Source organism: Phyllobacterium sp. A18/5-2 (genome assembly GCF_025452215.1).
In the GTDB taxonomy this organism is placed as follows: Bacteria; Pseudomonadota; Alphaproteobacteria; order Rhizobiales; family Rhizobiaceae; genus Phyllobacterium; species Phyllobacterium sophorae.
The window spans coordinates 407,256-433,803 of sequence record NZ_CP104968.1; the positions used below are offsets into that span (position 1 = coordinate 407,256).

Consider the following 26,548-nt stretch of genomic DNA (forward strand, 5'->3'; position numbering starts at 1 on the left):
TCAATCCTTCGATAGGGAGCGGGACGCCAACTCTGCGTCGCCGCTTTTCATTATATTCCTGATGTGCCGCGACACGTTGCGCACTTCACCGAGAATGCCCCTGGGGCGAAGCAGCAGAATAAGGCAAAGCCCGACGCCGATCATGACGATCTGCAGCGAGGCTGCCCGCGCCTGTTGCTCTGGTGGAAAAAAGGTCGAAACAGCGGCTGCCGAAGAAGCCCAGATGCCCCAGACAAGCACGGCACCCAGTATGGCACCGCGATTGTTGCCAGATCCGCCCACAACTAACATGGCCCAGACCTGAAACGTCAGGATTGGCATATAGTTGTCGGGAGCAATGAAGCCGATGAAATGCGCCTGCGCCGCACCTGCAAGCCCCATGATTGCGCCACCGATGGTAAAGGCCTGCAAACGGAATCGCGTCGGATTCTTGCCCAGCGCCTGTGACGCTGCCTCATCCTCGCGAATGGCTCGAAGCACTCGCCCCCAAGGGCTGCGGACAAGGTGTTCAAGCGCCAGGTAGAGAACGGCTGTTACAGCGATGAGAAGTCCCGCATTGGAAAGTCCAAATGCAAGCGGATTGCTAGCCAGTTCGGCAAAGGGTCTCGGAATGAACCCGATACCGAAAGCACCACCCGTCAGCGTTTCGAGATTGAGGACACAGAGCTGGACTGCGACGGCGACACCGAACGTCGCGATCGCGAGGTAGTCTGCGCGCAGCCGAGATCGTCAGAGCACCGATCAGGTAGGCCACAACGCCGGCCACCAGTGCTCCTCCAAACCATCCGGCAGCAATGGGCAAACCGAATCCGCCAATGCGCCCGGCGGTTTCGGGCGTGGTCAGCAAAGCGGAAGCATAAGCGCCAATTGCAACAAAGCCGGCAATGCCGACATTGAAGAGTCCGGTTTGCCCCCACTGCACATTCAGCCCAAGACACATAATGGCATAGGTTAGGGCCATGGTGAGAAAGAAGGCACCGTAGGCAACGAGATCAAGGATCATGCTTGCCTCCCGAACAGGCCGCGCGGACGTATCAACAGCACAGCGACAAGGATTACGAAGGAAATTGCCGCACGCCACTCTGCACCGATAAGCTGCACAGCCGCCGCTTCGGACAGGCCAACGATCAGACCGGCCAGCATTGCGCCCGGCACACTGCCGATGCCACCAAGGATGGCAGCGGCAAACAGTGGCAACAAAAGATCGTGACCAAGATAGGGCCTGATCTGAACCAGAAGGCCCGCCATCATACCGGCGATGCATGCCAGACCGGCACCGACGATCCAGACAGCCCGAATGACCATGCGGACGTCGATACCGACAACTCCAGCAAGAGCCGGATTTTCGCTAACCGCCCGCATGGAGCGTCCGATACCGGTCCGCGTCAACAAGAGATGGATGGCAAGGACAACGACTGTCGTCAAAGCCAGTGCCAGCATCTGGTCCGGAGTTACCCGCAGGCCGCCGCCAATATTTACCGCTATCTGCAGCGCTTTGGTGTAGTAGGCCGGCTTTGACGTAAAGATGAATTCGAGCATGCTTCGCAATGCCAGAGACGCACCGAAGCTCGCCATCACCATGATAATGACGGCACCCCGTTGTGCCCTCAATCTGCCGAACAGAATTGCATCGAGCAGAAGTGCAAGCATACCCGTCAGTAAAATCGCCAGAATTCCGGCAAGCGGCAGTGACCAACCAAAGGAAAAGGGACCCACCGGCGTCTTCAATGCGCTAAACAGAAAGCCGAGCGCTCCACTCAGGGCCAGAGCAAGGTACGCCCCCCAGGACAGGAACTCGCCATGGGCAAAATTGGCAAAGCGCAAAATGGAATAGGTCAGCGTGATGCCGATTGCTCCAAGGCCAATCATCGATCCGGCGATGAGTCCATCAACCAGGAACTGGGGGTTCATGACACACCTGCCTTTCTGGTCGCGGACGCTCCAAGATAGAGTTTTGCCACGATCGGATCGTCAGCAAGTGTCGCGGCGGATCCTTCATGCCGTAGCTTGCCCTCGACGAGGATGATTGCGCGGTCCGCAATAGTGAGCGCCGCGCGGACGTTTTGCTCGACGAGAATGATCGTTACGCCACTCTTGTTGATGTCTTGAAGCATGCTGAAAACTTCTGCGACGATCTTCGGCGACAGGCCCGCAGATGGTTCATCCAGGATAAGGATAGACGGATGCACAATCAGCGCCCGTGCCACCGCGAGCATTTGCCGCTGGCCACCGGAAAGCTGCCCGGCGAGACGGGATGGCCGAGTTGCCAGATCGGGAAACCGCTCAAACAGCGTTGCGATACGTCGTTCACGCTCGCTCTTCGGTGCCATCGCTGCAGCCAGAAGCAGGTTCTCATGTATTGACATCGTCGCAAAGATATTCTCGGTCTGGGGAACGAAGGCGAGACCGCGCCCGATCTTGCCATGAGCTGGTACGGCAGTGATATCCTGGCCATCTAGATGCACGGTCCCGGAGTGGATCGGAACGAGGCCCGCGATTGCCTTGACAAAAGTGGATTTCCCGGCCCCGTTCGGCCCCAGCAAGACGACAAGTTCGCCCTTCAAAACCGACAGGTCGACACCGCGGACGATCGGCATGTCCGGCTCGTATCCGGCCATCAGGGATCGCATTTGTAGCGCCGGGACCAGGTTCGTGCCGCCCGCCAAAGTCATGCAGCACCTCCGAGGTAAGCTTCGATCACCGCGGGATTGGTCGCGACCTCGTCAGGCGTTCCCTCGGCAAGATACCTGCCTGAGGCCATTGCCATAACCCGGCTGCAGAGCCGGGATACCATATCCATATTGTGCTCGATCAGCAGAATGGATTTCCCTTGCGCGTTGAGTTCCAGCACACGCTCCATGATTGTTTCCAGAAGTGCAGGGTTTACGCCCGCAGCGGGTTCATCCAGCAGGATCGCGGTCGGGTCAGCCATCAGAATCCGGGCAAGTTCCAGAAGTTTGCGCTGCCCGCCTGAAAGCACCCGCGCAGGCTCGTTCTCAAGTCCCGACAGCGTAACAAAGGAAAGCAGTGACCGTGCCTTGTCGATCGCCGCCCTTTCCTGCCGTGCAATATACCCAGGATTGAAAAAATTCGCGAAAAGGCGCTCGCCGTCCTGGTCTTGAGCACCAGTCAAAACATTTTCAAGCACCGTCATCTCTGCGAATGGTCGGGGAATCTGGAAGGTACGTCCCACGCCTCGAGCGATCCTCAACTCTGGTCGGTCTTGCGAAACCTCCCGACCGGATATCCATATCTCTCCTGATGACGGTTTAAGGCTTCCCGCAATCAGATTGAAAAGTGTGGTCTTCCCAGCGCCATTTGGACCGATCAGGCCGATCATTTCACCCTGCCGCAGCACAAGCGAGATACCCGCCACGGCTGTCATTCCACCAAAGCGCTTGACCAGCCGGCGCGCGTCAATGACCGGCTTGCCCTCTATCGAAGCCGTTTCATGTTTTTCATCGGCGACACTCTGCATGAAAATCTTCTTGAATAAAATATTTGATACGTGATGTTTGATCAAACTTTACGTGGCGCGAAAAAGCAAGTAGAAATTGTGCACGGGCAGAGGTTGCCTGGTCGAAACGAAAGAGTGAAATGTTTGCCTACCGTGATCGCAACAGAGCCCTGAACTGGATCGCCGCGTGACCTTGGATGAAGGGTTGTCTCCTGTCGGACGTGAAACACTCCACGATCGGGTTTACGCCCAATTGCGCCGATCTCTGATAAACGGCATGTTTGACGCCGGTGATTTCCTCCGAATTGTCGACCTTGCAGAAAAGCTCCAGACAAGCACGATGCCGGTTCGGGAGGCATTGCGCCGTCTTATCTCGGAACAGGCTCTTGAGGCGCTGCCAAACCGCACGGTCCGCGTTCCCTTGATTACGCGGGAACGTCTTGATGACCTGGCCCATGCCAGAACAATGATCGAGGGCCAGATGGTAGCCTTGGCCATGCCTCACCTGACGGCGAAGGATTTTCGTATCCTTCGTCAGATCAACAGTGACTGCGACAGGGCGTTCGAAGACCACAGTGCCGATGTCGGCTATCAAACGTCCGAGCTCAATCAGCAGTTTCATTTTCATATTTATCACGCTGCTCGCTCGCAGGTGCTCATTCCCATCGTCGAAAGCCTCTGGTTGCAATCGGGACCCTATATCCGCACGGCCGCCCACATTCATGACAAGCAGGGCGGGCGTGCGGCTACCAACCATCATTGGGCTCTGATCGACGCGCTGGAACGAAGAGAGCAAGAGGCTGCTGTCCTGGCACTTTCCAACGATATCAGCCGCTCATTTGACCTTATTCGCGGCACACTTGATGCCAATGTGGCGCAGACAGGAGAGGATGCCCGATATGGCTAACAAAAAATCCCTCGCCGATGTGTTCGAGCTTTACGATCTTAAAGTGGAAGTAGTTGTACCGGATGGCGGTGCCATTTATTGCGGGGCAAAGCCCGGGGACCATTTCGAGTTGCGCGGTGAGATGCTTCACTTTCCGCCCGGTCAGGGCTTTTCCATTTATTCGCTTTCATCTGTCTTGCCGCTGCTTGCCGCAAAACAGCGGCAGACCCACCGCAACGACTGGATGACAACTGATGCTGAGATAGCCTGCCCGGATCCCAACTGTTCCAGCAGGCTCCGGATCACCCGGCTCGGCCTGCGCCGATTCAGGCACGCTGAAACAACAGCTGTTCCCTTAGAAAACGAGTAGGCAATACCCATGCAGCGCATAGAACTTGCCGAAAACTACGAAATATCGCGGGTGATCCGCGGCGGCTGGCAACTAGCCGGGGGACATGGCGCGATCAGTGCGGACGAGGCAGTCGCCGACATGGTTGCCTTTGCGGATGCGGGTATCACCACCTTCGACTGCGCCGATATCTATACCGGCGTCGAGGAGCTTATCGGCCGGTTCCGTTTGCGTTATCGCGATCTTCACGGACAGGATGCGCTGAACCGGATCCGCATCCATACGAAATTCGTCCCAGATCTGGAGGTGCTGCCGCGTATCAACAAGGCTGATGTCGAAGGCGCGATCGACATATCGCTGAAGCGGCTGAACCTCGATTGTCTCGACCTTGTGCAGTTTCATTGGTGGGACTATGCCGCACCAAAATGGCTCGAAACAGCTCAATGGCTGCTGGAACTGCAAAACGCGGGCAAGATTTCACGTATCAGCGGTACCAATTTCGATACAGACCACGTTCGGGCCATCATCCAGTCCGGCGTGCCTCTTACGTCGATACAGCTGCAATATTCACTGCTCGATCGGCGACCGGAAAAGCAGATGGTCACCCTTGCAGCCGATCACGGTTTCTCGTTTCTCTGCTACGGCACTGTTGCGGGAGGTTTTCTCGGCGATCGTTGGCTCGGCGAGCCCGAACCGGGCCACCCGCTCGAAAACCGCTCGCTGACCAAGTATAAGTTGATCATCGATGATTTCGGTGGCTGGGACTTGTTCCAGCACCTGCTCGTCACCTTGCGCAAAGTCGCAGATCGTCACCAGACGGACATCGCAACGGTCGCCAGCGCGGCCATGCTGACAAAACCCGGCGTGGCAGCAGTCATCGTCGGAGCGCGAAATCGGGACCATCTGAAAGCCAACCTGGCCATTTCGGATCTGAAACTGACTGAGCAAGATCAAGCCGACATCGACGCGGTTCTTGCGCAGGCGCATAATATTGACGGCGATGTGTACACGTTGGAGCGTGATCGCGAAGGCCGCCATGGAATGATCATGAAATACAATCTCAACAAAGGGGAATAAAAATGCGGAAAACGCTGCTTCTGACAACATTGCTGGCCGGCATTACCATATCGGCTGCGCCTTCCTATGCAGCCGAGTGTGACATTACGGTTGGTCTGGTCATGGAACTTACGGGACCTGCGGGCGAATATGGCCAAGCCGGAGCGAAGGCCGTCGAGATGGCCTTCAAGGATTTCAATGACGCCGGCGGCGCAAACGGATGCAAGGTCATTGCCGACACGCGCGACAGCCAGAGCCAGGGAACCGTGGCCGTCGATCAGGCGACACAACTTGTCAATATCAAGAAAGTACAGGTGATCATCGGTGGCATTATCTCCTCCGTTTCCATCCCGATCCTGACATCCGTCACCGCGCCTGCCGGTATCGTTCAAGTCTCGCCTGCCTCCTCATCGCCAACACTGACGGAGCTCGGCAAGCAGGGCAAGACAAATGGCGTGTTCTTCCGCACAATTACATCCGATGCCCTTCAGGGAACGGCGGCTGCCAAATACGCATTGGATCAGGGCCTGCAGAAGATAGCGATCATTCACGTCAACAATGATTTTGGCGTCAACATGGTTCGCGAATTCTCCGCTGCCTACAAGGCGCTCGGAGGAACGATCACCTCAACGACTCCGTACAATGAGAAGCAGGCGAGCTATTCGTCTGAAGCCAGCGCCGCCATGGCCGGAGAACCGGATGCGCTCTATCTGGTCAGTTACCCGGTTGACGGGGCCACCATTGCCCGTGCCTGGATATCCGGCGGCGGCAAGCAGACCTTCCTGTTGAATGATGGCATGAACTCCAAGGATTTCATCGAGAGCGTTGGCGCGCAATATCTGGAAAACGCCTACGGCACCTCCTCCGGCACCAGCCCGACAGCTTCGACAGAATATTTCAACGCGAATTTCGAGACCTTCTCCGGCGGCATTGCGCCAAGTGCACCCGCTGCCGACCGCTCCTATGATGCAGGTGCGATCGTGGCTCTCGCGATTGCCGCGGCTGGCAAACCGGATGCAGCGGCAATTAAGGCGGCCATTCCGAAGATCGTAGCCGATGGCGGTGAGCCAATTTCGGCCGGCAAGGAACAGTTCGAAAAGGCCCTGAAACTGATCAAGGACGGAAAGCCGATCAAGTATCAAGGTGTGATAGGCCCCGTCAGCTTTGACCAGTATGGTGACATCACCGGACCGTTCCGGCTCTGGAGAATCAAGAGTGGAGAGGTTACGACCGTTGGTGAAATGAGCGCGGACGAAATCGGAAAAATCAAAAGCGACGCGGGAAAATAGCGCATTGCGCCGAGATCGCCGTTTGCCGTGGATGCAACCGGCGTTCACTCCTACGGCGTGCTGACGGTTATTTGTGTTAGCGTTTACTTACACGCTTCTGCACCATGCCGCCGCTGATGATGACAGCTCGGTCTGATCGCTTCCGGTAAAGCATGTATTCGCTCTGCAATGGGAAATTCCTCAAACAAAGGACGGTTGATCACGATCGGATGGTACCCGCAAATCTTGTTCAACCAGGAATTGCGCAAGAAACCCTTCGTTTGAAAATGCCGATAATAAGCGAATCTGGAACGTTTTCGATTGTAGCGTGAATATCTACAATCCCGATTAAAGGCCTGTTGTGTCTCGCTTTTTCAATGGTCGCCTTGAAATAATATATAGGGACTGCAGACCCGCTAGTTGTCCCCTTTCGTTCCGAATAGTTATACGATTTGGCAAGAACGGGAATGAACGTGGCCCAACGACGACGACGGCTTCGCGCCTTGAAGTCGGACCCTGAGCGGAGCACGGCGGTATTCCAGAAGCGGACATGCACAGACGTCGCCGAGCTGCAGATTTGCGCCACAAGCAATCTTAAACGTTACTCAGATATGAGTTGATGTTCGTGAAGTCGACCCACCGGCGCGCTCGGAAAAAAACACCGCCACCGGGTACCGGCGGATTTCGACATAAATTGACCACTTGGAGCGTAGCGCTCAGGTCTTTCATTCTCGCATTCGAAGATTGTTGATACCGTTGGCGTTAGCGAATACTTTGATTCGGGACTACGCAGGAAAGGGCGTTACGCATGAATGCACGTCCAGCCTAAATCCGCCTCTTGGGCCCGATCAGGCACCCTTGTTTGCCGGGTTCGGCGCGGGATCGATCACCGCTACCGCAGCAACTTGGGGGCGAGTTCGATCTGGGCATTACGCAGGCCTATCTGCGGCAGAACCTATTCGATAGCCGCTTCCAGTATGCCGTTGGCAAGCTCTTCGCGCCCAACTTCGTCAACGCTTACCCATTTTTTGATGACAACCGGCAGTTCTTAAATCAGAACTTCACGACGAGCCCGATGATACCTGTTCCGATCAGAGGCTTTGGTATTGCCGGCGCGGTCTATCCTACCGAAAACAACTTTTACATTCGGGAGGGATGTTCACACCGTACAGTGATGATACCGGATGGACAGTCGACGACTTCTTCGAGCGCAACCAGTATTTTTACAATCTGGAGATCGGCTTTGGCGGCTTGGCGCGCACACCGACACCGATTCAGGGACGCGGGCCGATGATGATGATGCCAACAACTACCATATCTCTCTATGGTACCGCGATGAACTTCGATGACGGAAAACCAGAAGCACACGGCATTGCTTTCAATGCCAACCAGAAGGTTGGCGAAAATGCGATGTGGCTCGGCTTCGCGTTGGGGTGGGCAAATCCGTCGAACGACCTTCTGGACGATCAATACACGACCGAGGCGTTCTACCGATTCCATGTCACACCGGCTTTGGTGCACGGATCAGAAATTTTTCGGACGCGGGTCTTTGAAGCTGCCGTCTATGCGGTGGTTGACATGCGACGGACGGATTTCGGGCGTGCACCAAAGCCCGTCCCAGGTATTCCTAGGGATACTCACATCGACCTTTGAGTGGAGTTCAACCTCCTGACGGCGGACAAACAAGACCATCAGTTGGCAGAGGTGCTCAGATAAGACCAATTGCTGGCTGCGTAGCGGCCACTCCCTTGTGCAACGGCGAACACCCGCCATGCGAAGGCCCCCTTAAAACTACTTGAGAGAGCAACGTTCAGGCTCGAAACATCGACGAAGCCGGAATAGATCTCCCTTGAACCAGATGGCACAAGTGCGCGCAACTCCACAAAGAAGCGCACCCCCTCGGGTCCCTGGCGCGCCGTCCACACGAGTTCGACATTATTTGCGCCGGAGCCAATCAGCTCGCCATCCGCAGGCGCGACGAGCACAGGAGCGGAAAGCGTCGCGGCCTTTGCGCCACCAGAGCGAATGGCGGTCAGGCGCGCGCGGGCAGCCGGGAGATCGGATGCTTTGAACCACGCACGGGCGAGATCAACGTTTTGCGGAACGCCCTGCCCTGCTTCGTAAAGCTGGCCGAGATTATATGCCGCTCTTCGAATGCCGTGAGAGGCCGCACGCGCGTACCATGTGGCGGCTTGCGCCACATCCGGGGACACGCCGCGGCCGCTGTCAAGCATGATGGCGACATTGAATTGTGCTTCGGGCAAGCCGGCTTCTGCAGCACGGCGGTACATGTCGAAGGCGAGCCGAGCATCCGCCGGCCCGCCCTTCAAGTCTTGTCGCAGCGCCTCGCGAAATAAAGCACTCGAATCCTCTGCGCCAGCCGACGTCGCCGACTGTGCAAATGCGAGCAGTAGCGTGGCCACCGCCGAGAAACGGCGCAGGGCGTTAGCGCCAAGTGATCTCGACACGACGGTTTTCAGCTTCGGCAATACCCTCTTCGGTCGGAACGGCGAGTTCCGTTTCGCCTTTCGCCAGGACCTGGAACCGGTCGACCGGAAGTCCGCGATCGACCAAGGCTTTCAGCACGACCGTAGCCCTGCGCTGAGAAAGCGAGAGATTCTTCCCAGGTGATCCGACACGATCGGCACCACCCGTAACGATCATGACTTGCGGCTTGCCCGCGTTGAAGGCGCGAGACGCTTGATCAAGGACTTCTCTTTCCTCGGGAGGAATTGTGCTGCTGCCGCTACCGAAATGGATGACCAATGGGGCCGGTCCACCACTTTCTGGTTTCGAGCTTTCCGGCGTCGCGGGCGAAGGCGGATTTGTTTGCGCGAAAGCGGATGTGCTTCCCAGCAGGACAATACAGGCGAGATGGCGAACAACGCAACTGAGGCTCATGTCAGGCTCCTGTGTTTTACACTACATTACTAGTTACCGTCCGATTGCCACTTCGATAGTTCCTGGGGGAGGGAGGGAGCCATCGTCCGCAAATGGGCGCTGAATGAATGCTGCTTCCGCAAGCCCAGCCGCTATACGCTCTGCGCTCGGTCGATCTTCTTTGTAAAAGTACATGACTTTGTCTGCACGAGAGCTTGCAAGTGAATCTCCGGATTTTACGACGTCGAGACCCTGGGCTCGCAGACTCCGCTCCAGAGTCGCCGCTCGTGTCCGCGCGGAATCGCGGTTGCGCGCAAAGCGCAGAATGACTCGGGGGACTGTATCTGGGGGCAGAACGATATCAGGCGACGCGGCGATCGTTCCTGTAAACTGAGGCGACTGTTGAGGCTGCAGGATGGACGGAGGCGTGTCGGTCGCTCGCGGTGGCGCATGAAGTGCTTCACCGAACCGCTTTTCAAGGCGATCCAAGCCGGCATGATTGTCCGTCGCCGCCCGCCGCAGCTTCTCGATCTCCGCGGCGAATTCTGCCATCTGGCGATCGAGCCCGGCCGAATCCGGCGCCGGCGCGCGAGCGGCTTCGCCCACCTGCATCCGCAACTGCGCCACGGCCGCGCGGTCGGCGCCCGCCTGCTGCCGCAGCTTCTCGATCTCGGCCGCGAGTTCGGTCCTTTGGCGGTCGAGCACGGCATCCGGCGCCCGCGCCGCTTCGCCCACCTGCGTCCGCAACTGCGCCACGGCCGCGCGGTCGGCGCCCACCTGCTGCCGCAGCTTCTCGATCTCGGCCGCGAGTTCGGTCCTTTGGCGGTCGAGCACGGCATCCGGCGCCCGCGCCGCTTCGCCCACCTGCGTCCGCAACTGCGCCACGGCCGCGCGGTCGGCGCCCACCTGCTGCCGCAGCTTCTCGATCGCGGCCGCGAGTTCGGTCCTTTGGCGGTCGAGCGCGGCATCCGGCGCCCGCGCCGCTTCGCCCACCTGCGTCCGCAACTGCGCCACGGCCGCGCGGTCGGCGCCCGCCTGCTGCCGCAGCTTCTCGATCTCGGCCGCGAGTTCGGTCCTTTGGCGGTCGAGCACGGCATCCGGCGCCCGCGCCGCTTCGCCCACCTGCGTCCGCAACTGCGCCACGGCCGCGCGGTCGGTGCCCGCCTGCTGCCGCAGCTTCTCGATCGCGGCCGCGAGTTCGGTCCTTTGGCGGTCGAGCACGGCATCCGGCGCCCGCGCCGCTTCGCCCACCTGCGTCCGCAACTGCGCCACGGCCGCGCGGTCGGCGCCCACCTGCTGCCGCAGCTTCTCGATCTCGGCCGCGAGTTCGGTCCTTTGGCGGTCGAGCACGGCATCCGGCGCCCGCGCCGCTTCGCCCACCTGCGTCCGCAACTGCGCCACGGCCGCGCGGTCGGCGCCCACCTGCTGCCGCAGCTTCTCGATCTCGGCCGCGAGTTCGGTCCTTTGGCGGTCGAGCGCGGCATCCGGCGCCCGCGCCGCTTCGCCCACCTGCATCCGCAACTGCGCCACGGCCGCGCGGTCGGCGCCCGCCTGCTGCCGCAGCTTCTCGATCTCGGCCGCGAGTTCGGTCCTTTGGCGGTCGAGCACGGCATCCGGTGCCCGCGCCGCTTCGCCCACCTGCGTCCGCAACTGCGCCACGGCCGCGCGGTCGGCGCCCGCCTGCTGCCGCGGCTTTTCGAGTTCGGTCCGTTGGCGGTCGGTGTCCGCCTGCTGCCGCAGCTTTTCGAGTTCGGTCCGTTGGCGGTCGGTGCCCGCCTGCTGCCGCAGCTTTTCGAGTTCGGTCCGTTGGCGGTCGACGCCCGCCTGCTGCCGCAGCTTTTCGATCGCGAACGCGAGCTCTGCCAGCTGGCGATCGAGCCCGGCTGCATCCGACGACGGCGCGCGGTCGACGCCCGCCTGCTGCCGCAGCTTTTCGAACTCGGCCGCGAGCTCTGCCAGCTGGCGATCGAGCCCGGCTGCATCCGACGACGGCGCGCGGTCGGCTTCGCTCATCTGCGTCCGCAGCTTTTCGATCTCGGCCGCGAGCTTTGCCAGCTGGCGATCGAGCTCGGCCGCATCCGACGACGGCGCGCGGTCGGCTTCGCTCACCTGCGCCAGCTCCGTTTGATCGGCGGTCGCCTGCTGCCGCGCTTTTTCGATCTCAGCTGTGGACGCCGTGTGTTGGTTCTCGAGCTTTGCGATCAAAGTGCTGTGGCGCTGGGAAGCTTCGTCAGTTGCCACCTTCGCTGGCTCGAACAGCCCGGTCGCAGTCGAAACCGTGATCGTCGCACCGACGATCAACACACCAAGCGAGATTTTTTTTGCCAGTTGACACGAAACCAGTCCCTGCCATTCGGCAACTCGGCGGCGCCGCTAGCAGTTGGAACCACAGCTGTGCGATCAAGCAAGGTGGAATCCACTTCAGCGACGGGCTGGTACTCCAGAGGCAATCGAGCCAGTTCCCCGAAATGCTCGCCTTTCACAATGCCCTCCCCGAGCGGACCACGCTCAAGTCTCAACGAAGCATCTTAGAGAAAATACGCCGGAAATCCACGGTTAGCACTTCATCTTTTCGGATAAGGCATTGGTGCACGGATCGTTTAGCGGTCCTGGAGTAATCGAGCGGCAATCGAAATAGCCCTCTGTCACCACCATGCCTTTCAAACACAATGCCGCCCGCCGCCATCGCATCGGGAAAATGAAATTCAAGGTGACGATCTGGCGTGAGTATGAGGCCGGCCTTCGCCGACGCGGCAGCCTGACGCGGTGGATGACCGCGGAAGCTTTGTCGCAGTGGCAAGCGCCAAAGCGCACGACCCGCGGGGGTCAGCCGCGTTACTCCGATCTGGCGATCGAGACCGCTCTGACGCTGGGCCTAGTGTTCGGCCTGCGGCTCCGTCAGGCGGAAGGTCTGCTGACATCGGTGCTGGAACTGATGGGGTTGGATCATCTCGCCGTACCCGATCACACGACGCTGAGCCGACGGGCACGCACAGGGCGTTCGTCTAGCAGACGGCAATGCCGCTCCCTTTCAGCAGAAGGACCTGCGCATGTCCTCATCGACAGCACCGGGCCTGAGATCTACGGCGCCGGCCAGTGGCTGGCGGAAAAGCACGGTGTCAGATCGCGGCGAAACTGGCGCAAACTGCGTCTGGCACTGGATGCCGACAGCGGCGAGATCATAGCCCACGTCATGACGGAGCGGGATACCGGTGATGCCTCGCAGGTGCAGCCGCTACTCAACCAGGTCGACGTCCCTGTTGGGCAATTCACCGCCGATGGTGCCTATGACGGCAAACGACCTACGATGCCGTCAGCAACCATAGCGCCGATGCGGTCATCGTCATTTCGTCGCGCGCCAATGCGGTGGAAGGATCGGACACCGAGCCCTCCAGTCAACGAACCGTCATATCGTGATGATCAACACGGATGGCCGGATGAAGTGGCAAGCCACCACCGGCTACGGCAAGCGTTCGCTGGTCGAGACCGCGATCGGCAGATACAAATCGATCATCGGTCGTCGCCTGCGGGCGCGATCCTTCGGGGCGCAACAGGCCGAGGTCGCCATCGGCTGCATCGTCCTCAATCGCATGTGGCATGTGCACGCCCGAAATCCGTCCGTTGCATGTCAACCATCGGATAGACGGCAGCTTCCAGCCCTCCCGCCGCGGCGGCCTGACGAGACGCGGAACACACGGCGCTGTCAACATCCGCCGCGCATCGTTCCTAGCGAGTTCAAGCTGGGATACCTGCGCCACGTTCCGCCAGGCTCGGCGATTACATTGGCATAGTTGTTGCCTCACCCTGAAATACTGCTTGATACGTAGATACCAAACCTTAACCAATTAACTATGTTAGCTCGTTGTGTTTGTTCTAGAATATGCAGTGTTTATGGCAGAGTGCATGATGCTCTGATTATCGCAGGGGGGCGGATTTAATAAATGGAATCGGAATCTCCTATCAGGCTTATGATGAATTTGTCCTTGTTCAAGGCATACGTGGTTTTTCTGTGCGTACTGTCCATTGTACTTTTGCCTCAAGCGGGTCCGTTCGTGCTGATTTTGATTCCTGACGATGGCGATACATACGCTACCGCTGCTTGTCGCGAACATGCTGATATATGCCATTTTCGCTGACTATTTCTATCGCTGGCACTTCGAATACTCGATAGCGATCCCCGTCATTGTCGCCCCGATTATGTGGTGGATCGTCGGATCGCTCTTTCCCGTCGGAACGACTGCAGTGGTTGCGATGATCACGCTTCCCATCGCAGCGATTATCTTTATGAAAGAAGAAGAAGCCCGCGAAACGCGGCGGCGACGGATGCACTTTGAGCGTTCTGTTTCGAGTGAGTCACACGATCCGGTCGGGAAAGCGTAGAGCTAAGACTTCTTCATCGTGTCAACGGCCAGGCCGCAGCGAGGCGTTCAGGCCGCGTCCAAGTGGATCCTATTTCTCTCTTTTGAGGTGACCGCCGCCGATCATGAATGGGTGGACTGAGTAGGAAACGCAGTTCCCGTCCAAGGCACACTGCCGCTTCTTGGGGTCGCTCCATAACTCGTCGAACCACGGCAGATGCTGACCCAAATTCTCGCTAAGAGGTTCGTCGGTGGCTTCGATGATGATGGCTTTGAGTGCGTATCCTGGACCAAATGTGCCGGTGAGTTTGAGGGGATCGACCTTCTGGACTGAGAGCGGATCAGAGCCCAATTTCGGCGTGTTGAGCAGCCCCAAATCGAACAGCCGCCCCCGAAAAATCTTCCGGAGATTAAACAAAGGATTGTCTCGAGAAGGGACGTCTTTTCCAAAAATGGCGAACGGGTTCTCAGGATCGTCATCGCCGATCCTCGGCTCGTCGCCTTCGGAACGGTGAACTCGGTGGCGCGCGCATCTTCGGTCTCTCCAACCACAGTGAACAAGGCTGTCCACGCTCTGGGCTTTGCGAGTTTTCGAGACCTTAGATTTGTGTTTCGGGAGCACATGCGACAAACTTGGCAGTAGCATCCACAGACCAGATGCCGCTCTTCGTCGACTATATCGGCGACGGCAGCCGGCATGCCCACGCCTTCGCGATCCTGATTGGCAACAACGCGCTCGGCGTGGCTGCCCCCGCTGCCGATGTCGTTTCCGGCATCGGTGCCGTCTTCCTTGCCGTGGTGGCCCCAACGGCCGACTTCGTCATACGCAATGTCGTCACATCATCAGACGGCCGCCATCGGCAAATCCTCGGCCCACTCGCAATCGGAATGATCACTGACAGGACCGGTTCTGTCCCGGCGGGCCCCTTCATCGGCGCTACGCCGATCATGGTGGGCGCTGCGCTTTCTCTCCAAAGAGACGCTAAGAACTGATGCCACCCAGGGAAGTGTGGAGATTTCGATGAACTTGAGGGGATTCAAACCGCCGCCCCATGATTTCGAGCGCTGCTTCCGATGAGGGCCGCGAGTTGAAGCTCTTGAACGGTATCGAACTCGCGACCAACAATTTTCGATGTTTGTTCAAATTGATACCTACTGGTAAACGTTCCTTGGAAAATGCCGATAAATAGCGGATTTTTGCCGATTTGGATTGGTGCCTGAAGTTCTACAATCCACAAAATTGCATTAGAGCGCGTTTGATCCCGGGAAGTTCGTTCAAGCCACCGGGGTCGCTCGTACGCAAATATTCAACGTGATCCGAACCGACGACCTCTTCTTTGACGCTGTCGAAATGGAACGAAATGCGCATTCAAACGGTCCTGTCGAACATCGGAGACGCTATGATGTTCGCGACATCAGGAGTATGCAGGCATCTCCAATGCAATACGGTCGTAAGTGACGTGGGGGATAAGCTTGCCGCCCTCTCCCTTTTCCAACTCAACCAAACCATATCGCTGCATCGTTCGTAACGTTCGGCTAAGATTTGATTTTGCTCGTCCCGACATCGTTTCCAACTCCGCAATCGATGCTGGCTTTTCTTTGACGATCATCTCGAGGAGAGCCCGATTTCGATCGGATAAAACCTTTGCGAAACTTTCGATGGACGTGAACCAGACTTTGGGATCGTCTTTTTTCGGCTTAAGTTGCCCTCGAGCCATCGCCATGGTTCGGCTCTTCATCGTCTCATAGCTTGCGATACCAACATGAAGCGTCTTCGTCATTTGATCAGTCCTACCTCTTTCAAAACGCCATCGACTTCGCTCCAGAAGTCTTCCAGCAATGTGGCAGCTCACTGTACTCATACGGCCTCAATGTCCGAAATCGGTGCTTATGGTCGTACTTTTGCGTCGACTTGCGGCTTGGCCCACTCACCGCTGAGATCGCGTGAGCATTGTCAAAGCCTACCAGCCGCTCCCACCGGGTCCGTGTAACGTCAATGAATAGCGCAACCCGTGCGGCCGTTGCGGCGTGACCGTGACCGCTTTGACGGCGAACTCGACCCAATACGTCTTGCCGACAAACATTGTTTGGCCGTCCAGATCGAGCAGGATATCAAGACTCGTGTCACGCGCACTCATGCCACCCTGTTATCATTTAGTGATAACTGCCGCAAGTTCAATATCCAATGGCATTCCATAGGAGCCATTATGAATGGATCATGCAAGAAGGTAGATCTTGGAGGCCCACCGCTTCCGCAGTTTGTAACGGCTTGCCAGCCGTCACATACTGCGGAAGTCCAATGTAGCGCTGGCTTTACACACATTGGCCCCGCTAGGGCCCTGCAGGCCTCGAACTGTCCCGTCCGAGCGGTCCACGAAAAAAGGAAGTGCCAAGCAATACGGGTACGACCTCTACCCGATGGCGGTACTGAACCAATTGTAGAATGTCTACATTTGCTTCCGACATACCAAAATGGCAGTCGGCTCGAGGGGTCAGCATTCGATGCCAATTCACACATACCTTACCAGACTCGAACTTACCTTTCGGACCAGGTACCAATTAGCATATTGAGGAATCGCTCTGCAGCCGGCGACAAGGTCCCTCCGCGACGCCTCACCACGCCTATTGTTCTTGAAATTGCCGGATTCCGTATCGGGCGGCTAATGAGAAAAGCATGTTCCCCTTGGGGCGTAGCCATCTGCGGCAGCACTGATATGCCAAGCCCGGCTTCGACAAGACCAAGTGACGTCGAAAGGTGCGTTACTTCATAGAACCATCGAAGCTTGATATTCGACTTCGCCAAGGCCGCATCGAGAAGTGTGCGGTTCGCGCTTGACCGGTGAACCGTGATCAGAGGGTAAGGTTCCAGGTCGGCCCACCCCACTTCCGCTTTCTCCGCAAGCGGATGATCCCTTCCGCGCCGCGAGAACGAACGGGTCTTCAATAAGACGGTCGAACGTCAGATCCGGATCGGAAGTACCCATGATGTTGATGCCGAACTCCACCTCACCCCGCGCAACGGCCTGCAGGCCGTCGGTCGCAGGCAAATCAAGGATACGGAAACGAATATTGGGATGTTCTGCATTGAACTGCCGAATGACAGTCGGAAGGAAATAAAACGCAGCAGTGGGAAGACAGGCAATCGTGACCAGACCGCCCCGATTGACGCCGACTTCGCGAACGGCAAACAGCGAACCATCGAATTCCTCGAGCATGCGGCGAACGAGGGGGAGCAATTCCGTCCCCAAAGCCGTCAAAGAGACGTGCCGTGTCGTCCGCTCCAGCAACGGAACGCCGATAGCCATTTCCAGCTTCTGAATGCGCCGACTGAGGGCGGGCTGAGAGAGGTTAAGGGCCTCGGCAGCCCGATGAAAGCTCACAAGTTCCACGACACTCAAAAAGGCTCGGAGATCAAGTATCTCACAATTAATGTTCATAACACATCAATCCTCCGAATCTTCGCATTTCACATATCAATCACTTTACCGCAAAGTGCAAGAAATCGACAGATTGATCTGTCAGGCGCATGAATAAAAGAGCGGCAAATCATGAATGACCTCATTCGTATACCCTGTGTCTTGATGAGAGGTGGTACGTCCAAAGGCCCGTTTTTCCTGGCGTCGGACCTCCCTTCAGATCCGCGCCAGCGCAACCAGATTCTGTTATCCATAATGGGTTCCGGTCATCCGCTACAAATCGACGGCATCGGCGGTGGCAATCCCGTCACGAGCAAAGTTGCCATTGTTGGACCGGCGACTGTATTGGGGGCGGATGTCGATTATCTCTTTGCCCAGGTGCGCATCGATCAGCAAATGGTCGACACATCGCCCAATTGCGGCAACATGCTCGCCGCTGTCGGTCCCTTCGCTATCGAAGCCGGTCTCGTCAAGGTAACGGGACCGGTGACGCGGGTGCGGATATACAATGTGAATACGGGCAAGCTTATCGAGGCGGAGGTTCCAACGCCAGAGGGCCAAGTCGCCTATCTTGGCGATGCCTCGATTGACGGCGTCCCCGGTCACGCCGCGCCGATCGCCTTGACATTCATGGATGCCGCCGGTGCTCGCACTGGCAGGCTCTTCCCCACTGGACAGCCTCGCGAGACGATCGACGGCATAGAGGTGACCTGTATCGATTGCGCCATGCCAATGATGATCCTTGAGGCCGGGGCCATCGGGGCAAGCGGTTATGAAACGGCGACGGAGCTCAATGCAAACAGTGCTCTCCTCGAGCGGCTGGAAAAATTGAGGCTGCAGGCGGGCCAGCGTATGGGTATGGGCGACGTAACCACACAGGTTGCCCCGAAACCGGTACTGATCTCGAAGCCAAAAGCCGGCGGTGATCTGAATGTGCGCTATTTCATGCCGCATCAGTGCCATCCCTCTCTCGCCACGACAGGGGCCGTCGGTATTGCTACGGCCTGCATCAGTGACAACACCGTTGCGTCCAGACTGATTGGCGGACGCAAGCCCCTAGTCGTTCTCGTTCTCGAACATCCAAGCGGACGCTTGGAGGTAAAGTTGGACTCCCGAGACGGCAAGACATGCGCAGGCATACTGCGTACAGCCCGCCGTCTGTTCGAGGGCCAGGTCTTTGCAAAACCTATCGCGCAAATAGTTTGCGCGGCATAATCAAAAGCGGTTGCCGGGAGGGCGCCGCACATCAGGGAGGAAATTCCATGCGTAAACTTATGCTCGCTCTCGCGGCTACTGTTGTATTGGCCGGATCGGCCTTTGCGGATCCCGTCAGAATCAGCGTCGGCTCTTACAATCTAAACAATTTGCCGTTCCCAGTAGCATCGGGCCTTGGTCTCTATGAAAAGGAAGGGCTCGAAGTCACCGTTGAGAATTTCGCCTCGGGCGGATCCAAGACCTTGCAGGCGCTTGTGGCAGGCTCCACAGACATAGCCGTCGGCTTCTACGATCATACGATCCAGATGCAGGCACAAAGGAAGGACGTCGTAGGTATTGTGTTACTAGCGCGCAATTCCGGTCTTGTGCTTGCAGGCGGCAAGAACTCGACATTTGACCCGGCAAAGCCTGAGACCATCAAGGGTGCGAAAATCGGCATTACTGCCCCGGGCTCCTCATCGGATTTCTTCGTTCGCTATTATTTGCAGCGCCACAAGCTTTCTGCGGATGATGTTTCGCTAATCGGCGTCGGCTCCGGTTCGGCTGCGGTCGCCGCTCTCGAGCAGGGAAAGGTTGATCTGCTGGTCAATTATGATCCCGCCGCCACATTCATCGAGGCTAAGGGTGTAGGCAAAATCCTGATTGATGCGCGCAGCGATGCGGGTGCCAAGGAGATTTACGGCGGCATATATCCGACCTCCGTTCTCTATGCCACGCAAGCCTATATTGATGCAGAATCCGGAAACGATTCAGAAGGTCGTCAACGCGACAGTTGAGGCACTGGAATGGATGAACAGCAGCTCACCTGAGGAGATTGTTCAAAAACTACCCGAAGCCTTCATTTCCGGTGACCGCGAAACTTACGTGAAGGCTGTCGCGAATGCCAAGCCGATCTTCTCCCTGGATGGGCGCTTCAATGAAGCCGAGGTTCAAACCCCGCTCGCTGTTCTGAGGAGTTTCAACGACAAGGTTGCCGCAACGGAAATCGATCTGAAGAAAACATACACCAACGCTTTCGTCGACAAAGCGCCGCGCAAGAGCACGAACTGAGGAGGAGGCTATGGCCCTGGCAGTGGTAAATTCGGTGGTGGAGGAAACCGCCCCGCAACAAAAGAAGGCGATGGTTTCCATCGACTCCGTGACGATGTCCTTCGGAACTTTTGTTGCGGTAGAGGACGTCAATCTGACGGTGGCGGATGGAGAATTCCTTGCCATTGTCGGGCCGACGGGATGCGGCAAGAGTACGATACTGAACGCAATTGCCGGGCTTCTCAAACCGACCAGCGGCAGCGTCTTGATCGATGGCAATCGCGTCTCTGGTATTCAGAATGATATCGGTTACTTATTCCAACAGGATGCGCTGTTGCCGTGGAAAACGGCTATCGAGAATGTTGAACTCGGCCTGCTGTTTCGGGGCGTAAGCACATTGGAACGTCGTGAACGATCGATGGCGTGGCTCGCCAAAGTGGGTCTCAAGGGATTCGAGCAGCGATACCCCCATCAGCTTTCGGGCGGTCAGCGAAAGCGTGTCCAGATGGCCCAGGCATTGATCAGCGGTCCAAAGGTCATTTTGATGGATGAACCGTTTTCGGCGCTCGATATCCATACTCGCCATCTGATGCAGAACGAGCTTTTGCGCTTGTGGCAGGAGGAACGCAGGGCCGTGGTCATGATTACGCATGATCTGGAGGAAGCGATTGCCCTCGGCGACCGGGTGACTGTGTTGGCTGCCGGACCACGCAGCCGGGTTATCAACAGCTTCCCTGTCGAACTAGAGCGTCCCCGCGACGTCGCCGAAATCAAACTGGATCCGCGTTTCATGGATCTATACCGCAATATCTGGGCGTAGCTGCGCGGCGAAGTGGAGAAAAGTTATGAACGTCGCGACTGAACGATTTATCCAACTGGGTTTGCTTGTTGTCATCCTTGGCGGATGGCAGCTCGGGGTTTCCATTGGCATCATCGATGTTTTCTTTTTCCCTGCGCCTATGGACATCTTCAACCAGATCATCAGTTGGGTCCTTGATCCCAATTTCTATCGTCATGTGACGATCACGCTGACGGAAACCGTTCTGGGCTATGTTATCGGAACGGGTCTGGGTGTCGCTGCTGGCGTCTGGCTTGGTCTTAGCCGTAGTGCCGCTCGCATTCTTGACCCCTTTATCAAGGGCTTGAACGCCATCCCGCGCGTCGTGCTTGCTCCGATCTTCGTGCTTTGGCTCGGTCTTGGCCTGTGGTCGAAAGTTGCGCTCGCTGTGACGCTCGTTTTCTTCATTACATTCTTCAACGCGATGCAGGGTGTGCGTGAAGTCAATCCGGTGGTGCTGGCAAACGCCCGTATTCTTGGCGCCAAGCGGTCCGAGCTTCTACGCCACGTCTATTTCCCTGCAGCGGCAAGCTGGATTCTTTCTTCTTTGCGCACCTCTGTCGGCTTTGCAGTGGTCGGTGCGATTATCGGCGAATATCTTGGCGCGTCGGCGGGCCTTGGCTACCTGATCGCCCAGGCAGAAGGCAATTTCGATGCAGTCGGCGTCTTCGCCGGTATCATCATCCTGGCAGTGTTCGTTCTCGTGATCGACCGAATACTGGATGTGGTAGAAAATCGCCTCATCAAATGGCGGCCCAATGCCTCGGAGGAACGGGCAGCTTAGTTGGAATAGTTGATGCAGCTTTAAACGGTGGCCGCCACATGAAGCGGCCACCTGTACAAATTTATATTCAGGCAACAACCGTTCCTTTGAAAATACCGATGATAGCACTTTGCGCCACTCCCACCGATATCCAATGCCTCGGGCGCAAACGTTAGCTCAGCGCCTGCCATAACGTAGCGCACATACCTGTAGTCATGGATGAACCTGATCTCATCGCCGCGCCAGTCCCGCGCCAGATTCATCGTGCATCTTTCGGATTTCACTACGGATCGTTCAGCCACGCCGAGCCGAGTGGACGAACCCTTTCTCGAGCAAAGCGTTGCGACGCCAGAGCACGTCGGTTATTTCTTCCCGCGTGGTGCGGACATTTTTGGCATCAATGTGCTAGGCTCTGTCTCGATCCGCAAATTCCTCACGAGCCGCCGCGTGGTGCGCGCCATTCGGACGTTCAACCTGACGCACATGAACCGGGGGCGGAACGCCTATCAGGCGAGCCATTGCTACAGCGTGGCGGATTACATGCAGGCAGATTGAGGGGGTCTTTAATGCGCGCCATCTTGGCGAACTCGCAGGCGCCGTCGCCGCCCATTTCGCGAGGTCGAAAAGACAACGGAGGCGCACTTGCACTTGACTGTCTCGGCCTAACGACGGCGCCAACCTCGGCCAGTGTGCGCCTTCAATGGCGCCGTTCGAGCTGCGTCGACCGCCTTCCAAAAGCAGACATAGTTATGCCGCCGAAGTTCAGCCGACTATTTTTCGGCGCACGCGTTCGAACACTGCCCCGTCCGTCACGGAAAACCCTCCTACACCTTCCGTCTCTATAGGGGCGCTGCGGGACAGGCTGTGCAAAAACCTGATCAGGAGATGGCGCCGCCACGGCCGCTGTCTGGTAAGCCGACCTCCTGAAATTTGCTTGGGGTGGAAAGGGACGTCGAAGCCCTCGCCGCTTCCGGACCTCGGATTATGGCGTGGACTCTCATGGACGGGTCCGGGCAAGCAGCACCTCTGACAGTGGACAGTAAATCCGTTACTGCGCCTTCTTGAACAGGTCCTGGAAGATCAGCTGGCCCCAAATACTGCCGCGTGCATGCACCAGCGCGCCACCCTCGTTGAGCTTTCCCAGCTTGACGGGCGCGAACCCGAGTTGTTTGGCCAAGGCCGCCACGGGAGCGGTCGCGTCCTCGTCGTCGCTCGAAAGAAAGACGACCCGGTGGCCGCCCTCGACGATCGGATCGGCGGCCAGGGTGGCCGCAATCAGGTGATTGAAACCTTTGACGAGCTTGGCGCCGGTGAATGCCTTCGCGATGACGGCGGAGGACGGGAGACCGTCCAGCTCTTCAGGGACTGGAAACACGTTCGCCGCGTCGATGACTGTCTTGCCTTCCCAGCTCGGCAGAGCCTTCGCAACCTCGCGGTGCTCCCAGAACGGGATTGCCAAGATGATTGTGTCGGCCTCGAGTGCATCCCGCAGCGACTTGGCGACGACCGTGGGTCCAATCGCCCGAGCCTGCGGCGCCAACGCCTCGGGCGGCCGGCGGCTCGCGACGGTCACGTCGATGTTTTTACGGGCGAAGGCGTGGGCGAGGGCCTGGCCTATCTTACCGAATCCTACAATCGCGTAGCTCATAATGCTTCTCCGATCCGTGTTGGTATTGATTCCCCGGCCTTCAACGGCGCTGGGTTATCCGTTCTGCTGTGTGGCGATCTTTGCGTAGACGTCCCGCCGTGAACGACTTCCGCGCGGCCGGCCCGACCGTTCAGCGCTGCTAGTTCCCGCCGATCAGCCGCTTCCCGCGATCCGGCTCGATTTCAGATGGCCGAGAAGCCGCCGTCGACAGACAATTCCACCCCATTCACGAAGCTCGAATCGTCTGAAGCAAGAAACAGCGCAGCCGCTGCAATTTCCTCAGGACGACCCATCTTTCCCCGCGGGATCAGGGATTCGAACATCTGCTTCGCCTCCTCGGTGAGGACTTGGTCCTGCATCGGTGTTGCGATCGGCCCCGGGTGCAGCACGTTCACCCGGATATTCCTGCCCTTCAGCTCATTGAGCCAACCGCGTGCGAATGCGTGCAACGTCGCCTTGCTCGCCGCATAAACGCTGTAACCAGGAAAACCTTTCACCGAAGCAACTGACCCGGTCATGAAGATCGATCCGCCATCGTTGAACAGCGGCAACGCCTTCTGAACCGTAAACAGTGTGCCGCGCGCATTCAGGTTGAAGGCCGCATCGAAGTGTTGCTCGGTAATCTCGCCCAGTGGGACGGCTTCGCCCGTGCCAGCGCTCGCGTATAGGACGTCGATCTTGCCCTTTTCGCGCTTGACTGTATCGAACAGGCGGTCGAGGTCGTCGAGATTGGCCGCGTCGCCGCGCACGCCAGTCACGTTCCGGCCGATCAGCTGGACGGCCTCGTCCAGCGCGTCCTGTCTCCGGCCCGTGATGAAAACATAGGCGCCTTCTTCAACGAAGCGCTTGGCGCTCGCCAGCGCCATGCCGCTCGATCCGCCCGTGATGACTGCAACCTTACCCTCAAGCTTTCCCATGACTTCTCCTTTCGTCGTGTCGGACAGCGTCTGCCTCCGAGAACCTCGAAATGGGTCCACCGGCGTCAAATGTTGAGTGCGGAAGCGCGCACATCGGTGGTGCGAAATCGATCCGGCTGGACAACTGACGCCAGCCGTGACGATCGGTGTCCGCCGTTCGGAATTGGGCCGCGCTCGTCGACATGGGCTATAATGACCGCCCGTACTGCTATTCGATGTGTTAGATACGGGCTTTGGAAGGCGCACCGCACGGTGCGGGATTGCACCATGATTGACTGGGATGACGTTCGCTACTTTCTTGCCGTCGCGCGCGGGGGCTCGGTCCGAGCCGCCGCCGAGGGCCTCGGGGTGAACCACACCACAGTGCTGCGGCGCATTGCCCAACTGGAGGAGCGGCTGGGGGCACAGATGTTCGAGAAGCTGCCCTCGGGCTACCGCCTGACGGCTGCGGGCGAGGAGGTCCTCGAGTTCGCGAACCAGATGGAAGCGTCGTCGCACCAACTGGAGACGCGCGTCTTCGGTCGCGACCAGAGCGTGCGCGGGCTTCTGCGGGTGACGTTGGCACCGACCCTTGCGACACACCTGCTCATGCCCGACTTCGCTGAGTTTGCGCGTCTGCATCCGGACATCGAGATGGAAATCTTGTCGTCCGGCGAGTTGGCAAATCTGACCAACAGAGAGGCCGATGTCGCCATCCGCGTCGTCTACGACCGCAAAACCCTGCCGCTCAATCTTCACGGCCTGAAGGGACCGGAGCTGTTCGGCGGCGTCTACATGTCTCGCGATCGACTAGCCGGGTGGCGTGCGGGTGCGCCTGATCCCATCCGGTGGATCGTCATAAGCATTCATGGAATTCCGGATTGGGCCAGCGAGGGTGAGGTTCGTACCACGGGGGTTCCGTTCAGGACCACGGACGGCGAGGCGCAGATCGTTGCAGTACGGCGAGGGCTCGGGATGACGACATTGCCGTGCTTCGTCGGAGATGCCGACCCGCTACTGGTGAGGGTGCCGGGCACCGACCTGCACGTGTATGGAACGCTCTGGCTTCTCACGCAGGGGGAGACACGCAAGACGAAGCGCGTGCGGCTCTTCACTGAGTTCGTATCCCGCAGGCTCGCCGCGTACGCGCCGCTTCTCGCGGGGCTGTCTGTCTCGCGCGACTGATGCGCAGCAGGGCGCCGGGCGACGCTTGCAGTGACAAGTGCCTGGAAGCGGACATCCCCAGCGAGCGACTTGGGTCGATAGCGCCGCCCGCCTTCCGCGATCCGGACCTTCACGAGGTTCGGAGACATCCATCCCGCCGAAGGGGCCTCTACACTGGCGGCTTTATCCCAAGTCGCTCCCGAAAGTCGTCGTTCCGGTACCGGCCCCAAGTTCGCCCGGAACGACTACAATCTAGTGGTCGGGAAAAGTCGTCAGTTCAGTCGAATCCTGTGTGTCTCACATGGGCCGAGGTTGTCGAGGTTTCCCAACCTTGCACTCGAGCGCAGCCCTGTCCCAATCACCAAGTTCAGCAGCGGCGCGATACGTGCTTTCCAAAAAGGTCATGAGCATGTCTTCTGGATTGTTGGCAAGCCGGACCGCATCATAGGGCAGCAGAAATTCTCCGAGGTTTTCATCGTAATATGCGGCTTCAGGAGAAATTCTAGTAGCTGCAAAACCGGTCGGCATCGGGTATGCATAGGAATAGAATGCGGGAAAGTCGATTGCACCCCCACCTGGCCAGAAGCCAGCTGACGAGACTTCGTGGCTGTAGGCCTCGCGGGTGATCTCGTCAGGCAGGGCCGGAATACCACCTGGATGTGAGGGCGCGTGTCGACCGGAGAAGCGTGTCACGGCAATGTCAAAACTTCCCCAGAAGAGATGCACCGGGCTCACCTTGCCGAGATACGCCGTACGGAAGATCTGGAGCACGTTCGTCACTGCCACACACGCCCTGAAGAACCGTGTCACAGCATTGGCATCGTAGGGGCGTTCCATCCTGTCTTCGGCAAACGGAATAGCCTCCGGAATCTCGTTCGGCCTGCCATGGAACTCCGGCGTCCCACCGAGAGTACGAATGAGATCCAACACGCGCCCATGAAAGAAGGCGACCGACATCGGCTCAAGCGAGAACCGGGCAATGCGTCCATCGGTTGCTCGTCCGACCACCTCATGGTTGATCAGATCGAGGCTCAATTCGATCCCGCCCGGTCCATCTGGCACTAGGCCGGTCGTGAAACCGCGAGCGTCAGTGTAAAGGGTCGCATGCCAGGAATGGTTCACCCACGGTGAGCGGGCGAGCCGATATTTCCCTATGATCTGAATATAAAGATGCAGCGCGGAACACGTACTGCGCCAAGGACGGTACGGTATATCCGGCCACCTTTCCTGGATACGTTCATTCATTGAGCCAACCTAACTCGATGGAGCTTGAATAGAATCTCATTACCGCCCGTATTCATATCACCATAGATGCTAGCAAAGAG

General features: G+C 58.0%; 23 protein-coding genes and 5 pseudogenes. 15 read left to right on the top strand and 13 right to left on the bottom strand.

Features of this window, described 5'->3' with window-relative positions; all coding sequences use genetic code 11:
* From N8E89_RS28320 to N8E89_RS28335, 4 genes and pseudogenes are all read right to left on the bottom strand, one after another.
* A pseudogene (locus tag N8E89_RS28320) lies at positions 1–1,003 on the bottom strand (branched-chain amino acid ABC transporter permease).
* On the bottom strand, positions 1,000–1,911 hold the full coding sequence (locus N8E89_RS28325) for a branched-chain amino acid ABC transporter permease (RefSeq protein WP_262263461.1): 912 nt from the start codon (positions 1,909–1,911) through the stop codon (positions 1,000–1,002). The pseudogene N8E89_RS28320 and the gene N8E89_RS28325 overlap by 4 nt, the downstream one beginning before the upstream one ends.
* Positions 1,908–2,672 (bottom strand): ABC transporter ATP-binding protein, encoded by a 765-nt coding sequence (locus N8E89_RS28330; protein ID WP_262263462.1) that lies wholly within the window; start codon positions 2,670–2,672, stop codon positions 1,908–1,910. Before N8E89_RS28330 ends, N8E89_RS28325 begins: the two co-directional genes overlap by 4 nt.
* A complete protein-coding gene (locus N8E89_RS28335) occupies positions 2,669–3,478 on the bottom strand; it encodes an ABC transporter ATP-binding protein (protein ID WP_262263463.1) in 810 nt (269 codons plus the stop codon). The genes N8E89_RS28330 and N8E89_RS28335 overlap by 4 nt, the downstream gene beginning before the upstream one ends.
* A 166-nt stretch (positions 3,479–3,644) precedes the next feature.
* Between N8E89_RS28335 and N8E89_RS28340 the strand changes: the two genes are divergently transcribed.
* The 5 genes from N8E89_RS28340 to N8E89_RS28360 all read left to right on the top strand — a co-directional run bounded on the left by N8E89_RS28340 (position 3,645) and on the right by N8E89_RS28360 (position 8,669).
* Complete coding sequence (locus N8E89_RS28340) at positions 3,645–4,364, top strand: GntR family transcriptional regulator (protein ID WP_262263464.1); 720 nt, start codon at positions 3,645–3,647, stop codon at positions 4,362–4,364.
* Positions 4,357–4,713 (top strand): TIGR04076 family protein, encoded by a 357-nt coding sequence (locus tag N8E89_RS28345; RefSeq protein WP_262263465.1) that lies wholly within the window; start codon positions 4,357–4,359, stop codon positions 4,711–4,713. Before N8E89_RS28340 ends, N8E89_RS28345 begins: the two co-directional genes overlap by 8 nt.
* 9 nt (positions 4,714–4,722) lie before the next feature.
* A complete protein-coding gene (locus N8E89_RS28350; protein WP_262263466.1) occupies positions 4,723–5,769 on the top strand; it encodes an aldo/keto reductase in 1,047 nt (348 codons plus the stop codon).
* A gap of 2 nt (positions 5,770–5,771) precedes the next feature.
* Entirely contained in the window at positions 5,772–7,037 is a 1,266-nt protein-coding gene (locus N8E89_RS28355) for an ABC transporter substrate-binding protein (RefSeq protein ID WP_262263467.1), read from the top strand.
* Between the two features lie 1,134 nt (positions 7,038–8,171).
* The gene (locus tag N8E89_RS28360; RefSeq protein WP_262263468.1) at positions 8,172–8,669 is read left to right on the top strand and encodes a hypothetical protein; all 498 of its coding nucleotides are present in this window, start codon (positions 8,172–8,174) and stop codon (positions 8,667–8,669) included.
* 38 nt (positions 8,670–8,707) lie between these two features.
* On the opposite strand, the gene N8E89_RS28365 is transcribed toward N8E89_RS28360, so the two are convergent.
* The 3 genes from N8E89_RS28365 to N8E89_RS28375 are packed head-to-tail and all read right to left on the bottom strand — an operon-like array spanning position 8,708 to position 12,197.
* Positions 8,708–9,505 (bottom strand): tetratricopeptide repeat protein, encoded by a 798-nt coding sequence (locus N8E89_RS28365; RefSeq protein WP_262263469.1) that lies wholly within the window; start codon positions 9,503–9,505, stop codon positions 8,708–8,710.
* On the bottom strand, positions 9,462–9,917 hold the full coding sequence (locus N8E89_RS28370) for an OmpA family protein (RefSeq protein ID WP_262263470.1): 456 nt from the start codon (positions 9,915–9,917) through the stop codon (positions 9,462–9,464). The genes N8E89_RS28365 and N8E89_RS28370 overlap by 44 nt, the downstream gene beginning before the upstream one ends.
* A gap of 33 nt (positions 9,918–9,950) precedes the next feature.
* Complete coding sequence (locus N8E89_RS28375) at positions 9,951–12,197, bottom strand: coiled-coil domain-containing protein (protein WP_262263471.1); 2,247 nt, start codon at positions 12,195–12,197, stop codon at positions 9,951–9,953.
* 352 nt (positions 12,198–12,549) lie between these two features.
* Between N8E89_RS28375 and N8E89_RS28380 the strand changes: the two are divergent.
* The 4 genes and pseudogenes from N8E89_RS28380 (at position 12,550) to N8E89_RS28395 (ending at position 15,247) form a co-directional block, all read left to right on the top strand.
* Positions 12,550–13,539 (top strand): annotated as a pseudogene (locus tag N8E89_RS28380) (IS5 family transposase).
* A gap of 431 nt (positions 13,540–13,970) precedes the next feature.
* Positions 13,971–14,276, top strand: a complete 306-nt coding sequence (locus N8E89_RS28385; RefSeq protein ID WP_262263472.1) for a hypothetical protein — start codon at positions 13,971–13,973, stop codon at positions 14,274–14,276.
* A gap of 450 nt (positions 14,277–14,726) precedes the next feature.
* Positions 14,727–14,897, top strand: a complete 171-nt coding sequence (locus tag N8E89_RS28390; protein ID WP_262263722.1) for a hypothetical protein — start codon at positions 14,727–14,729, stop codon at positions 14,895–14,897.
* Positions 14,888–15,247 (top strand): hypothetical protein, encoded by a 360-nt coding sequence (locus N8E89_RS28395; protein WP_262263473.1) that lies wholly within the window; start codon positions 14,888–14,890, stop codon positions 15,245–15,247. The genes N8E89_RS28390 and N8E89_RS28395 overlap by 10 nt, the downstream gene beginning before the upstream one ends.
* 422 nt (positions 15,248–15,669) lie before the next feature.
* Here the strand turns inward: N8E89_RS28395 and N8E89_RS28400 are convergent, their stop codons facing one another.
* The 3 genes and pseudogenes from N8E89_RS28400 to N8E89_RS28410 form a co-directional block, all read right to left on the bottom strand.
* Positions 15,670–16,035 (bottom strand): HVO_A0114 family putative DNA-binding protein, encoded by a 366-nt coding sequence (locus tag N8E89_RS28400; protein ID WP_262263474.1) that lies wholly within the window; start codon positions 16,033–16,035, stop codon positions 15,670–15,672.
* A gap of 180 nt (positions 16,036–16,215) precedes the next feature.
* Positions 16,216–16,392 carry a hypothetical protein gene (locus N8E89_RS29185; protein ID WP_315975753.1) on the bottom strand — a complete coding sequence of 59 codons (177 nt, stop codon included), beginning with the start codon at positions 16,390–16,392 and terminating at the stop codon, positions 16,216–16,218.
* A 398-nt stretch (positions 16,393–16,790) separates the two neighbouring features.
* Positions 16,791–17,691: pseudogene (locus N8E89_RS28410) on the bottom strand (LysR family transcriptional regulator).
* 111 nt (positions 17,692–17,802) lie between these two features.
* On the opposite strand from N8E89_RS28410, the gene N8E89_RS28415 reads away from it, so the two are divergent.
* The 5 genes and pseudogenes from N8E89_RS28415 to N8E89_RS28435 all read left to right on the top strand — a co-directional run.
* Positions 17,803–18,885, top strand: a complete 1,083-nt coding sequence (locus tag N8E89_RS28415) for a 4-oxalomesaconate tautomerase (protein ID WP_262263475.1) — start codon at positions 17,803–17,805, stop codon at positions 18,883–18,885.
* Positions 18,886–18,932: 47 nt separating this feature from the next.
* A pseudogene (locus tag N8E89_RS28420) lies at positions 18,933–19,935 on the top strand (ABC transporter substrate-binding protein).
* A 10-nt stretch (positions 19,936–19,945) separates the two neighbouring features.
* Positions 19,946–20,734, top strand: a complete 789-nt coding sequence (locus tag N8E89_RS28425; RefSeq protein WP_410010477.1) for an ABC transporter ATP-binding protein — start codon at positions 19,946–19,948, stop codon at positions 20,732–20,734.
* 25 nt (positions 20,735–20,759) lie between these two features.
* Positions 20,760–21,536 carry an ABC transporter permease gene (locus tag N8E89_RS28430; RefSeq protein ID WP_262263476.1) on the top strand — a complete coding sequence of 259 codons (777 nt, stop codon included), beginning with the start codon at positions 20,760–20,762 and terminating at the stop codon, positions 21,534–21,536.
* 192 nt (positions 21,537–21,728) lie between these two features.
* A pseudogene (locus tag N8E89_RS28435) lies at positions 21,729–22,070 on the top strand (hypothetical protein); the annotation flags it as partial.
* Between the two features lie 493 nt (positions 22,071–22,563).
* Here the strand turns inward: N8E89_RS28435 and N8E89_RS28440 are convergent.
* The gene (locus N8E89_RS28440; RefSeq protein WP_262263477.1) at positions 22,564–23,163 is read right to left on the bottom strand and encodes an NADPH-dependent F420 reductase; all 600 of its coding nucleotides are present in this window, start codon (positions 23,161–23,163) and stop codon (positions 22,564–22,566) included.
* 182 nt (positions 23,164–23,345) lie between these two features.
* A complete protein-coding gene (locus N8E89_RS28445) occupies positions 23,346–24,080 on the bottom strand; it encodes an SDR family NAD(P)-dependent oxidoreductase (RefSeq protein ID WP_262263478.1) in 735 nt (244 codons plus the stop codon).
* Positions 24,081–24,347: 267 nt separating this feature from the next.
* On the opposite strand from N8E89_RS28445, the gene N8E89_RS28450 reads away from it, so the two are divergent.
* On the top strand, positions 24,348–25,244 hold the full coding sequence (locus N8E89_RS28450) for a LysR family transcriptional regulator (RefSeq protein WP_262263479.1): 897 nt from the start codon (positions 24,348–24,350) through the stop codon (positions 25,242–25,244).
* A gap of 276 nt (positions 25,245–25,520) precedes the next feature.
* On the opposite strand, the gene N8E89_RS28455 is transcribed toward N8E89_RS28450, so the two are convergent.
* Positions 25,521–26,456, bottom strand: coding sequence for a DUF5996 family protein (locus N8E89_RS28455; protein WP_410010489.1), 936 nt, complete (start codon positions 26,454–26,456; stop codon positions 25,521–25,523).
* Between the last annotated feature and the right edge of the window lie 92 nt (positions 26,457–26,548).

Excerpts from the sequence above, each read along its gene's own strand:
- N8E89_RS28385 (WP_262263472.1), top strand. The coding sequence starts at position 13,971 with ATGGCGATACATACGCTACCGCTGCTTGTCGCGAACATGCTGATATAT.
- N8E89_RS28425 (WP_410010477.1), top strand. The coding sequence starts at position 19,946 with ATGGCCCTGGCAGTGGTAAATTCGGTGGTGGAGGAAACCGCCCCGCAA.
- N8E89_RS28350 (WP_262263466.1), top strand. The coding sequence starts at position 4,723 with ATGCAGCGCATAGAACTTGCCGAAAACTACGAAATATCGCGGGTGATC.
- N8E89_RS28450 (WP_262263479.1), top strand. The coding sequence starts at position 24,348 with ATGATTGACTGGGATGACGTTCGCTACTTTCTTGCCGTCGCGCGCGGG.
- N8E89_RS28400 (WP_262263474.1), bottom strand. The coding sequence starts at position 16,035 with ATGACGAAGACGCTTCATGTTGGTATCGCAAGCTATGAGACGATGAAG.
- N8E89_RS28415 (WP_262263475.1), top strand. The coding sequence starts at position 17,803 with ATGAATGACCTCATTCGTATACCCTGTGTCTTGATGAGAGGTGGTACG.
- N8E89_RS29185 (WP_315975753.1), bottom strand. The coding sequence starts at position 16,392 with ATGAGTGCGCGTGACACGAGTCTTGATATCCTGCTCGATCTGGACGGC.
- N8E89_RS28335 (WP_262263463.1), bottom strand. The coding sequence starts at position 3,478 with ATGCAGAGTGTCGCCGATGAAAAACATGAAACGGCTTCGATAGAGGGC.
- N8E89_RS28445 (WP_262263478.1), bottom strand. The coding sequence starts at position 24,080 with ATGGGAAAGCTTGAGGGTAAGGTTGCAGTCATCACGGGCGGATCGAGC.
- N8E89_RS28430 (WP_262263476.1), top strand. The coding sequence starts at position 20,760 with ATGAACGTCGCGACTGAACGATTTATCCAACTGGGTTTGCTTGTTGTC.
- N8E89_RS28370 (WP_262263470.1), bottom strand. The coding sequence starts at position 9,917 with ATGAGCCTCAGTTGCGTTGTTCGCCATCTCGCCTGTATTGTCCTGCTG.
- N8E89_RS28355 (WP_262263467.1), top strand. The coding sequence starts at position 5,772 with ATGCGGAAAACGCTGCTTCTGACAACATTGCTGGCCGGCATTACCATA.
- N8E89_RS28440 (WP_262263477.1), bottom strand. The coding sequence starts at position 23,163 with ATGAGCTACGCGATTGTAGGATTCGGTAAGATAGGCCAGGCCCTCGCC.
- N8E89_RS28345 (WP_262263465.1), top strand. The coding sequence starts at position 4,357 with ATGGCTAACAAAAAATCCCTCGCCGATGTGTTCGAGCTTTACGATCTT.
- N8E89_RS28330 (WP_262263462.1), bottom strand. The coding sequence starts at position 2,672 with ATGACTTTGGCGGGCGGCACGAACCTGGTCCCGGCGCTACAAATGCGA.
- N8E89_RS28325 (WP_262263461.1), bottom strand. The coding sequence starts at position 1,911 with ATGAACCCCCAGTTCCTGGTTGATGGACTCATCGCCGGATCGATGATT.
- N8E89_RS28360 (WP_262263468.1), top strand. The coding sequence starts at position 8,172 with ATGTTCACACCGTACAGTGATGATACCGGATGGACAGTCGACGACTTC.